Source organism: Amycolatopsis sp. NPDC050768, assembly GCF_040654155.1.
In the GTDB taxonomy this organism is placed as follows: Bacteria; Actinomycetota; Actinomycetes; order Mycobacteriales; family Pseudonocardiaceae; genus Amycolatopsis.
In genome coordinates, this window is the sequence record NZ_JBFAHL010000018.1 from 21,778 (window position 1) to 34,259 (window position 12,482).

The 12,482-nt window shown below is 70.5% G+C and carries 12 protein-coding genes; 7 read left to right on the forward strand and 5 right to left on the reverse strand.

Annotated elements, in window-relative coordinates:
• Positions 1–42 precede the first annotated feature (42 nt).
• Positions 43–2,442 carry a GH92 family glycosyl hydrolase gene (locus AB0H62_RS38715; RefSeq protein ID WP_360591632.1) on the forward strand — a complete coding sequence of 800 codons (2,400 nt, stop codon included), beginning with the start codon at positions 43–45 and terminating at the stop codon, positions 2,440–2,442.
• Positions 2,443–2,744: 302 nt separating this feature from the next.
• Positions 2,745–3,116, forward strand: coding sequence for a DUF3817 domain-containing protein (locus AB0H62_RS38720; protein WP_220237530.1), 372 nt, complete (start codon positions 2,745–2,747; stop codon positions 3,114–3,116).
• Positions 3,117–3,212: 96 nt separating this feature from the next.
• Here AB0H62_RS38720 and AB0H62_RS38725 read toward each other — a convergent pair whose 3' ends face one another.
• Entirely contained in the window at positions 3,213–3,713 is a 501-nt protein-coding gene (locus AB0H62_RS38725) for a MarR family transcriptional regulator (protein ID WP_220237531.1), read from the reverse strand.
• Positions 3,714–3,801: 88 nt separating this feature from the next.
• On the opposite strand from AB0H62_RS38725, the gene AB0H62_RS38730 reads away from it, so the two are divergent.
• On the forward strand, positions 3,802–4,107 hold the full coding sequence (locus AB0H62_RS38730) for a thiamine-binding protein (protein WP_220237532.1): 306 nt from the start codon (positions 3,802–3,804) through the stop codon (positions 4,105–4,107).
• Between the two features lie 4 nt (positions 4,108–4,111).
• Here AB0H62_RS38730 and AB0H62_RS38735 read toward each other — a convergent pair whose 3' ends face one another.
• Complete coding sequence (locus AB0H62_RS38735) at positions 4,112–4,516, reverse strand: hypothetical protein (RefSeq protein ID WP_220237533.1); 405 nt, start codon at positions 4,514–4,516, stop codon at positions 4,112–4,114.
• A gap of 165 nt (positions 4,517–4,681) precedes the next feature.
• On the opposite strand from AB0H62_RS38735, the gene AB0H62_RS38740 reads away from it, so the two are divergent.
• Complete coding sequence (locus tag AB0H62_RS38740; RefSeq protein ID WP_255637600.1) at positions 4,682–5,611, forward strand: tetratricopeptide repeat protein; 930 nt, start codon at positions 4,682–4,684, stop codon at positions 5,609–5,611.
• A 139-nt stretch (positions 5,612–5,750) separates the two neighbouring features.
• Here AB0H62_RS38740 and AB0H62_RS38745 read toward each other — a convergent pair whose 3' ends face one another.
• Positions 5,751–7,175: a neutral zinc metallopeptidase gene (locus tag AB0H62_RS38745; RefSeq protein ID WP_360591804.1), complete on the reverse strand. Its 1,425-nt coding sequence runs from the start codon at positions 7,173–7,175 to the stop codon at positions 5,751–5,753.
• A gap of 98 nt (positions 7,176–7,273) precedes the next feature.
• Here AB0H62_RS38745 and glgP point away from each other — a divergent pair, with 98 nt between their 5' ends.
• Positions 7,274–9,817 (forward strand): alpha-glucan family phosphorylase, encoded by a 2,544-nt coding sequence (gene glgP / locus AB0H62_RS38750; RefSeq protein ID WP_360591635.1) that lies wholly within the window; start codon positions 7,274–7,276, stop codon positions 9,815–9,817.
• Positions 9,817–10,323, forward strand: a complete 507-nt coding sequence (locus AB0H62_RS38755; RefSeq protein ID WP_360591637.1) for a GNAT family N-acetyltransferase — start codon at positions 9,817–9,819, stop codon at positions 10,321–10,323. The genes glgP and AB0H62_RS38755 overlap by 1 nt, the downstream gene beginning before the upstream one ends.
• A gap of 27 nt (positions 10,324–10,350) precedes the next feature.
• On the opposite strand, the gene AB0H62_RS38760 is transcribed toward AB0H62_RS38755, so the two are convergent.
• Positions 10,351–10,746: a rhodanese-like domain-containing protein gene (locus AB0H62_RS38760; protein WP_220237537.1), complete on the reverse strand. Its 396-nt coding sequence runs from the start codon at positions 10,744–10,746 to the stop codon at positions 10,351–10,353.
• Positions 10,743–11,288 carry a cysteine dioxygenase family protein gene (locus tag AB0H62_RS38765; protein ID WP_360591639.1) on the reverse strand — a complete coding sequence of 182 codons (546 nt, stop codon included), beginning with the start codon at positions 11,286–11,288 and terminating at the stop codon, positions 10,743–10,745. Before AB0H62_RS38765 ends, AB0H62_RS38760 begins: the two co-directional genes overlap by 4 nt.
• Positions 11,289–11,615: 327 nt before the next feature.
• On the opposite strand from AB0H62_RS38765, the gene AB0H62_RS38770 reads away from it, so the two are divergent.
• Positions 11,616–12,428: an ABC transporter ATP-binding protein gene (locus tag AB0H62_RS38770; protein WP_220237539.1), complete on the forward strand. Its 813-nt coding sequence runs from the start codon at positions 11,616–11,618 to the stop codon at positions 12,426–12,428.
• Positions 12,429–12,482: the final 54 nt, after the last annotated feature.

The window sequence follows — 12,482 nt, forward strand, 5'->3', positions numbered from 1 at the left end:
ACCCGAGGGGCCCTCCATGGACCCGTCTCGGGAGGGAGCTCGATGAGGAGCAGAACACTGGCGGGCGCGGTCGCGCTCGCCGTCGCGGCGGCCGGCCTCACGCCGGTGACCGCCTCGGCCAGACCGGCCGACGCGCTGGAGTCCGTGAACACGTTCATCGGCACGCAGGACGAGGGCAACACGTTCCCCGGCGCGTCCGTGCCCTTCGGCATGACGCAGGTGAGTCCGCAAACGACCCACTACGCCGGGTACCTCTACACCGACACCGCGATCCGCGGCTTCGGCCACTTCTTCCTCTCCGGCGCGGGCTGCTGGGAGCAGGGCGGCCTGGTGTCCACGCTGCCGACCACGGGCGACGTCGGTCCGGGAGCCGCGTTCGACACGACCAAGCCCGCCACGTTCGACAACGCCAACTACGCGGCGGCGTACACCCACGACGGCGAAGTCGGGAAACCCGGCTACTACAAGGTGCACCTGACCGGATATGGCGGTGTTGACGTGGAGACCACGGCCTCGACCCGCAGCGGTGTCGAGCGCTACACGTTCGACAAGTCCGGTCCGGCCAACGTGTTCGTGAACGTCGGGCAGGCCAACGCCAAGGAACCCGTGACCGGCAGCAGCGTCCGGATCGTCGACGACCACACGATCTCCGGCACCGTCGAGTCGCAGGCCTTCTGCGGCGGCAAGGCCTACACGACGTACTTCACCACGAAGTTCGACAAGCCGTTCTCCGGCTACGGCACCTGGTCGCCGACCGGCGGCACGCCTTCGAGCAAGTCCTCGGCGGGCGGCGCGGGCCTGCGCGGCGCGTGGCTGACCTTCCCGAAGGGCGACCAGATCACCGCCACCACGTCGATCTCCCAGGTGGACGCCCACGGCGCCGACGTGAACCTCGCCGCTTCGCGGGTGCGCCCGTTCGACGCAGTGAAGGCCGACGCCCAGCGCACGTGGCGCCAGGAACTGTCTAGTGTGGACATCACCGGCGGCACACCCGACGAGCGCACGGTGTTCTACACCTCGCTCTACCACGCGTTCCTGCAGCCGCTCACCGCGAACGACGCCGACGGCCGCTACTACGGCTTCGACAAGAAGATCCACCGCGCGATCGGCTGGACGTACTACGACTTCTTCTCGCTGTGGGACACCTACCGCAGCCAGAACCAGCTGCTCGCGCTGCTGAAGCCCGACCGGGCGCGCGACATCGCGAAGAGCATCATCGCGATCCACGAACAGGGCGGCTGGCTGCCGCGGTGGGCGTACGCGAGCCAGGAGACCAACACCATGACCGGCGACCCGGTCACACCGTTCCTGGTCGACCTGTGGCGCTTCGGCGCGCTGAAGGGTGACGAAGTCGAGGCGTATGAGGCGCTGCTGCAGAACTCGCAGCAGATCCCGCCGGCGTCCTCGCCGTTCCAGGGCCGCTCGGGCAACGCGAGCTACCAGGCCGACGGGTTCGTGCAGTACGACCCGAACTTCCCGAAGAAGGGACAGGACACCGACCCGAACCACGGCGCTTCGGCCACGCTCGAGTACGCGCTGGGCGACTGCTCGCTCTCGGCCATGGCCGCGGCGCTGGGCAAGAAGCAGGACGCGGCGGCGTTGGCCGCGAAGGGCCGCACCTACCAGACGCTGTGGGACCCGACCGTGACCGACCGCGGCTTCACGGGCTTCTTCCGCCCGAAGGTCTCCGGCGGTGACTGGTTCACGCCGCCGGGCCAGCCGTACAGCCCCCAGAGTCAGGACGGTTTCCACGAGGGCACCGCGTGGCAGTACCAGTGGCTCGTGCAGCAGGACGTGCCCGGGCTGATGAAGGAGATGGGCGGCGCCGACAACACCCACCAGCGCCTCGACGACTTCTTCGCCTACGACGACCTCGTGAAGGACCCGGCGAAGACCGTCCGGGAGGAATGGGTCGTGGGGCCGTACTCCTACTACAACCAGTTCCGCTACAACCCCAACAACGAACCCGACCTGCACTCGCCGTGGATGTACACGCTCACCGGCCAGCCGTGGAAGACCTCCGCCGTGGTGCGCGCGGCCCACACGCTGTTCACGAACGCCCCCAATGGCGTCACGGGCAACGACGACCTCGGCACCATGTCGGCGTGGTACGTCTTCAGCGCGCTCGGTCTCTACCCGGCCGTTCCCGGTACCGGGAACTTCGTGCTCAACGCGCCGCAGTTCGCCAAGTCCGTGCTGCACCTGCAGAACGGGCGTTCGGTCACCATCAAGGCACCGGGTGCCGACGGGGCGAAGCTCCAGTACGTCCGCGGCCTGAAGGTGGGCGACTGGTGGCAGGCGCGGTCGTCCGACAAGTCCTACGTGAGCGTCGAGCAGCTGCGGCGCGGGACCACGCTGGACTTCACCCTGACCGCCGACGCTACGCAGGCCACGTGGGCAACATCACCTTCGTCGGCGCCGCCGTCACCTTGTGCCGGTTAGTGTCTGATTGAGAACTATCCGTGAAGGCTCTTTCCCGGAATGCGAGACCGGGAAGGGGCCTTCACGGTTTTCCGGGCATATCCCCACGGTTTCCAGGAGTGGTCCAGACCATATTTCGGACTGGTCGTGAGGATGGTCACGGGCCCCGGTGTTCCGGTGAGGGCCGTCACGCCTCACACTGGTGTCATACGCGTCCGACAGTGCTGTTGACGTCAAGCGGGTGAGTCCCCCTTGGACAGTGCACCGGACGCGTTTTTGTGTGTGCAGGCAGCACGCACCCGTGTGACGCACAGGAGGAAGTCGTGTCCAGCAAGGCCGCTATCGTGTTCCGCGTGGCCGCAGTCGCCGAAGCCCTGTCCTGGGCCGGTTTGCTGATCGGCATGTTTCTCAAGTACGTCGTGCACTCCTCCGGTGAGGGCGGCGTGCCCGTCATCGGCATGGTCCACGGCGTGATCTTCGTGCTCTACGTCGTGATCTCCCTGTCCGTCGCCAAGCCGCTCGGCTGGCGCCCGAAGACCCTGGTGCTCGCGCTGCTGTCCAGCATCCCGCCGCTGTTCACCTGGATCTTTGAGAAGTGGGCCCTGCGCAACGGCCGCCTCGACGGCCCGCAGCGCCTCACCCACGGCGGCGTCGGCCTGTTCGAGTCCCGCGTGCCGGAGACCGTGAACGCCTGATTTTCCCCGCTTTCGACGGGCCCGTACGACCTCGTGTCGTGCGGGCCCGTTCGCGTTCGCCCGGGCGTGTTCGCAGGGGCGAACGCGGTTTCGGCGTTATTCGGTGAAGTCGCCTGAGGAGCGGCGGACCTTGGTGAGCAGGTCGGTGAGCTGCTCGACCTGCCGCTCGGTGAGCCCCGTGAGCCCGAAGTCGATGCCCGTCACCGCAGCTGTCGCGGCTTCGCGGCGCGCGCGGCCGTCGTCGGTGATCTCGACCAGCGTCGTGCGGCGGTCGGTGGGGTGCGGCACGCGCTTCACGAGCCCGTCGCGCTCGAGGCGGTCGACTATGTTGGTGACACTGGTGGGGTGCAACTGCAGCCGTTCACCCATCACCCGCATCGGCAGCCGCGAGTTGCGGGCGAAGGTGAGCAGCACGAGCGCCTCGTAGCGGGCGAAGGTGAGGCCGTGCGGCTTGAGCGAGCCGTCGACCGCCGACTGGATGATCTGTTGCACCCGCATCAGTCCGGTGACCGCGGCCATGGTTCCGGCGGGACCGATCCGGTCCTCCCAGAGCTCAGCCGCACGGGCGATCGGGTCGAACGGCAGCGGTCGGTTCATGACAAACGAAGTTACCAGCGGGTACCCGGAACACGGCGATCGCCCTGCTCGCACCGCCATTGTTTTCCCCCGACGAAAGGATCCCGACATGATCGTCGCGTTCAGCGTGAGCCCCTCCGGCGGCGACCCGGACGCCGGCGTGAGCGAAGCCGTGTCCCGCGCCGTGAAGGTCGTCCGCGACAGCGGGCTGCCCAACTCCACCAACGCGATGTTCACGAACGTGGAGGGCGAATGGGACGAGGTGATGGCTGTCGTGAAGCAGGCCGTGCAAGCCGCGGGGGAGGGCTCGGCGCGCGTCGGCCTCGTCCTCAAGGCCGACATCCGCCCGGGCTACGACACGGGCCAGCTCACCGCGAAGGTCGACCGCGTGGAAGCGCACCTGCGCGAGGACTGAGCGCCTACGGGAGCGGCGGGGTGAACGCCACGGTCCACCGGCCTTCCTCCCTGGTCACCGCCAGGGAGTAGGTGAACCGCGACCCGTGCGTCACCCCGCTGACCACCGCGCGCGTCGGGGAGTGCTCGTCGGGGACGAGCTGCACGGCGATGTCGCGAACGTCCTCTTCGCCGAGCACGGCCACGTAGTCGTCGGCGAAGTCGGAGGCGCCGGAGCCCGGGTAGTCGAGCAGGTCTTCGAGCTCGCCTGAGTCGCGGGCGACCAGGGCGCTGCGCAGCGAATCACGCAGGACTACGGGCGAGGGCGCGCCCGGGTCCGGCTGGTTCGCGATGAGCACCGTGATCGCCACGACCCACGCCACGCCCACCCCGACGGCCACCGCCACGGTGGCGTTGCGCCGGCTCAGCATCACGGCCTCCCTGATCTTTCCGCCGTGAGCATGCACGAGCCGGGCGCTCCTGCCAATCGCGGCGCGACTGCGACACCCGGGCACCGGCGGTGAAATGTCCCGCCGCCCCGTGCCAGGATGGAGGGCGTGACACACCCACGCGGATCTGCAGCGAACTCAGCGGCCATGTCCGCCGCACTGTCCGGCGCGGTCGACCTGTCCGCGCTCAAGGCCCGGGCCGAAGCGTCCCGGAGCCAGCCCCCCGCGCCGCCCGCGGGTGCGGCGCCGGCCGGGAGCGGCGCGCCGTCGTCAGACGTGATCCTGGATGTGACGGAAGCCACGTTCCAGGCCGACGTCGTCGAGCGCTCGCTCAACCAGTTAGTGCTCGTGGACCTGTGGGCCGACTGGTGCGGCCCGTGCAAGCAGCTCAGCCCGGTCCTGGAGCGCCTCGCCACGGAAGCCGCCGGCGCCTGGGTCCTTGCCCGCGTCGACGTGGACGCCAACCCGCGTATCGCGCAGCTGTTCGGCGCCCAGTCGATCCCCACGGTCGTCGCGGTCGGCGGCGGCCAGCCCGTGGACGCGTTCTCCGGCGCACTGCCGGAGCCCGAGATCCGCAAGTGGCTGGACGCGCTGCTCGACGCCCTGCGCGACAAGCTCCCCGGCACCCGCGCCGCCGAGGAGGTCCGCGGCCCGATCGAGGAGCCCGAGGACCCGCGCTTCACCGAGGCCGAGGAAGCCTTCGAGCAGGGCGACTTCGCCGCCGCGCAGGCCGCCTACGAGCGCATCCTCGACGCCGAGCCCGCCAACGAGCTCGCGAAGAACGCCCTGGCCCAAGTCAAGTTCACCGCCCGCGCCGAAGCGGCCGACCCGGACGCCCGCGCCAAGGCCGACGCCGACCCGTCGAACCTCGACGCCCAGCTCGCGGCCGCCGACCTGGAGATCGCGGAGCAGGACGTGGACGCCGCGTTCACCCGCCTGATCGACACCGTCCGCCGCACCGCCGGTGACGACCGCAACCGCGTCCGCGAACACCTCGTCGCGCTGTTCGACCTCTTCGACCCGGCCGACGAGCGCGTGATGAAGGCCCGCCGCAACCTGGCGAGCGCACTGTTCTGAGCCGTTCCACGACGAAGGCCCCCGATCCGCGATCGGGGGCCTTCGTCATGTTCCTGACCCGCCAGGCGCGTTTCCAGGATGCCTGGAAACTCCGTTCACGCTGATTTCCAGCCCGCGTGGAAAACCCTTCTCCAGATGCTCAGCCGTACTGCTTCGAGCAGACAGCGGAACCCTCGAGGTAGCCGCGTCGCAGCGACTCGACCCGGTCGAAACCGCTGTCCGGCCGCTTGCCGTTCACGTCCGCCGACACCAGGCCCTCCGGGCGCAGCAGGTCGGCGATCGCCTCGTCGAGATCACCCGCCGAGAGCCGCAGGCTCCCCGGCCGGTTCGTGAACGCCGCCCAGGCGCCCACCAGACACGACGTCCGCAGCCCCGCGTTCGGGTTGTCCAGCGACGCCCCCACGCCCTTCTGGATCCCCATGGCGTACCGCGAAGCCACCTCCGCGAACGCCGCGAAGTCGCCCAGACCCGTGCTCTGCTGTCCGGACGCCTCGGCGTCGGGGTCCACGGGCTGGGCCAGCGCCGTGAGCCGCGAAACGTCGATGTTCACGGTGTTGTCGGCCGGGCAGTAAGACGCGGGCGGGGTCGACGGCCCACCCGGGCAGCTGCCGCTGCCCGGCACGATCGTCGGCGCCTTCACCCCCGCGCCGCCGAACGCCGAGTCCAGGCTCGCCTTCAGCAACGTCAGCGTCTGCTCGGAGATCTTCGCGTCGCCCTTGCCAGTGTCCTTGCTGTCGAACGGCCGCTCCGTGAGCCGCGCCTGCACGTTCTGCGCGTTCATGCCCGCGCACTCCTTCGGGCCCTTCTCGAACCCGGACTGGAACGCGAACGTTCGGTCGAACGCCGTGCCGTGGGCCTGCCGGTCGGTGGCGCTGGTGCCGGCCTGGTCGCGGATGAAGAACATCGCGGCCATGATCTGGTCGAGGCCCTCGGCCGTGGACACCTGGTAGTACTTGCTCTTCCCCTCGGCCACCCAGCGGAAGTAGCTGCCCGCGAAGCAGTCGGCCTGCTGCTCCTTCACCACGCTCGGCGTGCTCTTCGTGATGCCGGCCTTCGGCCCGAGCCGGTACTGGATCGCGTGGCCGAACTCGTGCGCCAGCACGGTGACCACGGACATCGGCCCGAAGCGCTGGCGCAGCATCGGCAGCAGCACGCCGCGGTCCCACGCCACCGAGTCGTCGGCGGAGCAGTAGAACGCGTTCACGAGCTTCTTCACGCTGCCGCACGCCGTCTGCTCGGTGTCGGTGTGCGAGTCGTAGGACAGCAGCGACGTCACGGGCTTGAAGTCCTGCCCGAAGTCGGTCGGGAGCGCCTCGCCCCAGAAGGCCTCGACGTCGGCGATCGCGGCCGTGGCCAGCTGGTCGTCCTGGCCGCCCTCGGCGTTCTTCACGGTCAGGTTCGGCTTCGGCGCGCCGCTCTTCAGGCCGCTGTCGAAGTGGGTCACGGGCAGGCCCGCGACGTTGCCGGCCCCGGGCGTCACCGGTCCGGCCGAACCAGTTCCGCAGGCCGCCGCGCCCAGCGCCGCCACCACCGCGAGCGCCAGCAGCGCTCCCCCTCGCCTCATCACGCCCGGGACCCTACCCAGCAGTTGTGCCCGATGTGAGCGTTATCCCCGAACGGGTCGCGAGCGCGGGAACGGGCGGCCCGATATGGTCGCTGACCATGCGTGCTGTCCGCCGGTTCACCGTCCGAGCCAGCCTGCCGGAATCGCTCGCGGGGCTTGGTGCGCTCGCGACGAACCTGCGCTGGACGTGGCACCCACCGACCCGCGACCTGTTCGCGTCGATGGACGCCGAGCTCTTCAACTCCATCCGCGACCCGTTGCGGATGCTCACCGCGCTGCCGCAGGAGCGCCTGCGGGAGCTGTCCGTGGACGAGGACTTCCTGCGCCGCACCCACGAAGCCGCAGCGGAGCTGGAGCAGTACCTCACCGAGCCGCGCTGGTACCAGCGGCGCACCGACGAAGGCCTGCCCGCGGCCGTCGCGTACTTCTCGATGGAGTTCGGCGTCACCGAGGCTCTGCCCAACTACTCGGGCGGCCTCGGCGTGCTCGCGGGCGACCACCTGAAGGCGGCTTCGGACCTCGGCGTGCCGATGGTCGGCGTCGGGCTGCTCTACCGGTCGGGCTACTTCCGCCAGAGCCTGTCGCTCGACGGCTGGCAGGTCGAGCACTACCCGGTGATCGACCCCAACGCGTTCCCGCTGGAGCTGGTGACCGACGGCGGGCACGCGGTGCTCGTCGAGGTCGCCATGCCGGGCGGGCGCACGCTGCACGCGCAGATCTGGCGCGCCCGCGTGGGCCGCATCCCGTTGCTGCTGCTCGACACCGACATCGAGGCCAACGACGAGGACCTGCGCCCCGTCACCGACCGGCTGTACGGCGGCGACGCCGACCACCGCATCCGCCAGGAGATCCTCGCCGGCATCGGCGGCTTCCGGGCCGTGCGGAAGTTCTGCGAGCTCACCGGCCACCCGCAGCCGAACGTGTTCCACACCAACGAGGGCCACGCCGGGTTCCTCGGCCTCGAGCGCGCCCGCGAGATCATCCAGGCCGACCGGCTCGCCTTCGACGAGGCGCTCCCGGCCGTGCGCGCGGGCACCGTGTTCACCACCCACACGCCGGTGAGCGCCGGCATCGACCGGTTCCCCGTCGACCTCGTGCAGCGCTACTTCTCCGACGGCCGGCTCGTGCCCGACATCGACGTGCGCCGCGTGCTGCAGCTGGGTGCGGAGGACAACCCGGGCCTGTTCAACATGGCCCACATGGGGCTGCGGCTCGCCCAGCGCGCCAACGGCGTCTCGGAGCTCCACGGCCGCGTCACCCGCCGCATGTTCTCCCGCCTGTGGCCCGGGTTCGACGACGACGAGGTGCCGGTCTCGTCCATCACCAACGGCGTGCACGGGCCCACGTGGGTCGCGCGCGAGCTGAGCGCGCTGCTGGGCGGCAACCACGACGAGTTCGGCCACGAGGGCCGCACGCCTGATAGCTCACTGCGTGACGGCGTCACGGACCAGCAGCTGTGGGAGCTGCGCCGCGAGCTGCGGGAGAAGCTCGTGGCCGAGGTCCGCCGGCGCGTGCGGGCGGCGTGGATGCAGCGTGGCGCTTCGGCGCTGGAGCTGGGCTGGACGGAGCGCGTGTTCGACCCGGACGTGCTGACCGTCGGCTTCGCTCGCCGCGTGCCGACCTACAAGCGCCTCACGCTGATGCTGCGCGACTCCGACCGCCTGCGTGCGCTGCTGCTGGACGAGAAGCGGCCGATCCAGATCGTGATCGGCGGCAAGTCGCACCCCGCCGACGAGAACGGCAAGCAGCTCATCCAGCAGATCGTGCGGTTCGTCGACGACCCCGCCGTGCGCCACCGGATCGTCTTCCTGCCCGACTACGACATGTCCATGGCCCGGTACCTCTACCGCGGCTGCGACGTGTGGCTCAACAACCCCGTGCGGCCGCTGGAGGCGTGCGGCACGTCGGGCATGAAGTCGGCCCTCAACGGTGGCCTCAACCTCTCCATCCGCGACGGCTGGTGGGACGAGTGCTACGACGGCTCAAACGGCTGGGCCATTCCCACCGCCGACGGCGTCACGGATCCCCTGCGCCGCGACGACCTCGAGGCCGCGGCGCTCTACGACCTGCTCGGCCAGCAGATCGCGCCGCTCTACTACGACACCGACGCTTCGGGCGTCCCCTCCGGCTGGCTGTCGATGGTCTGGCACACCTTGGAGACGCTCGGTCCGCGGGTGCAGGCATCGCGCATGGTCCGCGAGTACGTGGACTCCGGCTACCTGCCCGCGTCGCGCATGGTCGCCGCCGCCGTCGACGACGGCTACCGCGGCGCCCTGTCGCTCGCCGACTACCGCACCAAGCTCGAGGTCTCGTGGCCCCGCCTGCGGATCTTCGACTCGGAACTGCTCTACGACCACTCCTCGCGCTTGGTTGTCGGCACCGAGGTCACCGTCCGTGCCCGCATCGACCTCGCCGGCCTGGACCCGTCCGAAGTGGACATCCAGGCCGTCGTCGGCCAGGTCGGCGACGGCGACGAACTCACGGACACCGTCACGGTCCCCATGCACGGAGACGGCATCGGCGCGTTCTCCGCTTCACTGCGCCTGCCCCGCGCCGGCTCGGTGGGCTACACGGTGCGGGTGCTGCCGAAGCACCCCTTGCTGGCCAGCCCGGCGGAACTGGCCCGGGTGGTGCTCGCGTAGTGCCGGCGCTGATCGCCCCCACGACCCGGCTGCACCGCGCCTGGCTCGACGCGCACGCCGAGTGGGGCCCCGGCAGCCACGAAGACGGTTTCGGACTGAAACCGGCCGACGAGGTCCGCACGGCGGCCGGGTTCGCTGCCTCGGTGGCGCGGCTGGCCGCCGAGTCGGAGGAGGTCACGTACCGGTGGATCGTCGAGGGCGACCGGGTGCTCGGCGGAATCGCGCTGCGGCACGGGCTCGACGGCTACGTGCGCCAGGCCGGCCACATCGGCTTCGGCATCCGGCCGACCGCTCGGCGGCGGGGGCTGGCCTCGTGGTCGCTGGGCCAGGTTCTCGACCAGGCGCGGAACCTCGGCATGAACCGCCTGCTGCTCGTCTGCGATCCGGGCAACACCGCTTCGATGAAGACGATCGAGTGCCTCGGCGGCGTCTTCGAGGACACCCGCGACACCGGCGGCGGTCCGGGCCGGCGCTACTGGATCGAGCCGGCGGACCCAGGCCTTTGACCGGTCACCGCCGACTTCCCCGACGACTTACGGAACCGCCGGCGACCCACCCTCCACCACAGGCAACCCCTCAGCCGCCCACGCCCGGAACCCACCCGCGAGATCCGTAGCGTTCTTCAATCCCAACCGCTGCAGATCCGCCGCGGCCAGGCTCGACGAGTAGCCCTCGTTGCACACCACGATCGCCGTCGTGTCAGGAGTCACATCCGGCAGCCGCCAGTCGCTGTCCGGGGCGAGCCGCCACTCCAGGTGGATCCGCTCGACGACCACGGCGCCGGGGATCTCACCCTCGGCGGCGCGGTTGGCGTGCGGCCGGATGTCCACGATCAGCGCGCCTTCGGCCTGCAGCGCGGCCGCGCGCGCCGGCGGAACCCGGTCCAGGGAGGACCGGGCGCCGGCGAGGAAGTCGTCGATCGAGCTCATCGGCCGAGTATGACCGGCAGCGGCGGGATTTCGCCGGGCACGTCGGCCAGCGTCGTGTATTCGCGCGTGGGCACCAGCGGCGGCGAGTAGGCGTGGACGCTGGCGGCCGGCTCGTCGCCGAGGCCGGTGACCTGGTGCGCGCGCCCGGCGCCGAAGCCGATGCTCTCGCCCGCCGTGTGCGTGCGGCGCCGGATCGGACCGCCGGGATAGCGGTATTCCTCACCCAGCTCGCCCTGCAGCACGGTGAACGAGCCGGCCGCGCCGCCGTGATCGTGGGGCTTCGTGTGCTGGCCGGGCAGCCACGACAACAGCCACAGCTCGAGCCCGTCGGTGAGCGCGAGCCGCGCCCACCAGCGGCTTTCCTCGTCGAAGCGCAGCACCTCGCGCAGGCTGGAGGTGAGCTCGGTGGTCACGGTCTTGGTGAGGTCGGCCAGCTCACGCGGCGTCCACAGCAGGCGCTCGGGCTGCAGCAGCTGTGCCAGCAGGGGATCGGTCAGACGGGGGTGGATCTCGAAGTCGGGACGGGTGATCGACGTGGTCAACGCGGGTGCTCCTCAAGCAGGGGTGACGGCTGGCAAGACGGCACAGCGCGGCACGAAACCCGCGTTCAGCAGGCGTGCCGCGCTCGCGTACACCCGCACGAGGCCACGAGGAGCAGGTCGATCGTGCGCCGGCGCCAGAACGAGCCCCGGGCTGCGGGGACGGCGGCGGACGCGGACCTGGACACGTCGCCGATCGTGCCACAGCTCGCGGTTTGTACGCTGCGTCGTCCCATCCGCTGGACGCCGTCGCGGGGTCACACGCGCGCGGGTGCGTTGTCAACCCCGGGCGGGTGCGGACGCGCGCGCGTGGACGGCCACAATGGGCTCGTGAGCGAGCCGATCCTGCCCAGCGACCTTGACGACCTCGTGGTGCGGATGTCCGGTGTCGGCGTCCGCCGCAGCGGAAACGACCTTCTCGCGGACCTCGACTGGAACGTCGAACTCGACGAACGATGGGTCGTGCTCGGGCCCAACGGCGCGGGCAAGACGACCCTGCTGCGGCTGGCCGCCGCGGAGCTGCACCCCACGGCCGGCACCGTCGACCTGCTCGGCGACCGCATCGGCCGCGTGAACATCTTCGACCTGCGCCCCCGCATCGGGTTCACCTCCGCCGCCATCGCCCAGCGCATCCCCGGCGACGAGCGCGTGGAAGACGTGGTGGTGAGCGCCGGCTACGCCGTGATGGGCCGCTGGCGCGAGGCCTACGACAGCCTCGACCTCAACCGTGCCGCCGAGTTGCTGGGCACGCTCGGCATCGCGCACATGGCGAAGCGCACCTTCGGCACGCTGTCCGAAGGCGAGCGCAAGCGCGTGCTGATCGCGCGTTCGCTGATGACCGACCCGGAGCTGCTGCTGCTCGACGAGCCGGCCGCCGGTCTGGACCTGGGCGGGCGCGAGGACCTCGTGGCGCGGCTGTCCGACCTCGCGATGGACCCGGACGCACCGGCCATGGTCCTCGTCACGCACCACGTCGAGGAGATCCCGCCGGGCTTCACCCACGCGTTGCTGCTGCGCGACGGGCACGCCGTGGTCGGGGGTCTGATGGACGACGTGATCACGAGCGAGAACCTGTCGAAGACGTTCGACCAGGACCTGGTGCTGCAGCGTTCGGGCGAGCGGTTCTTCGCCCGGCGCCGGTAAGTTCGGGCGTACCGGCCGGTAGCCTGCCGGCATCCGTCAACGAGGAGGAAGTCG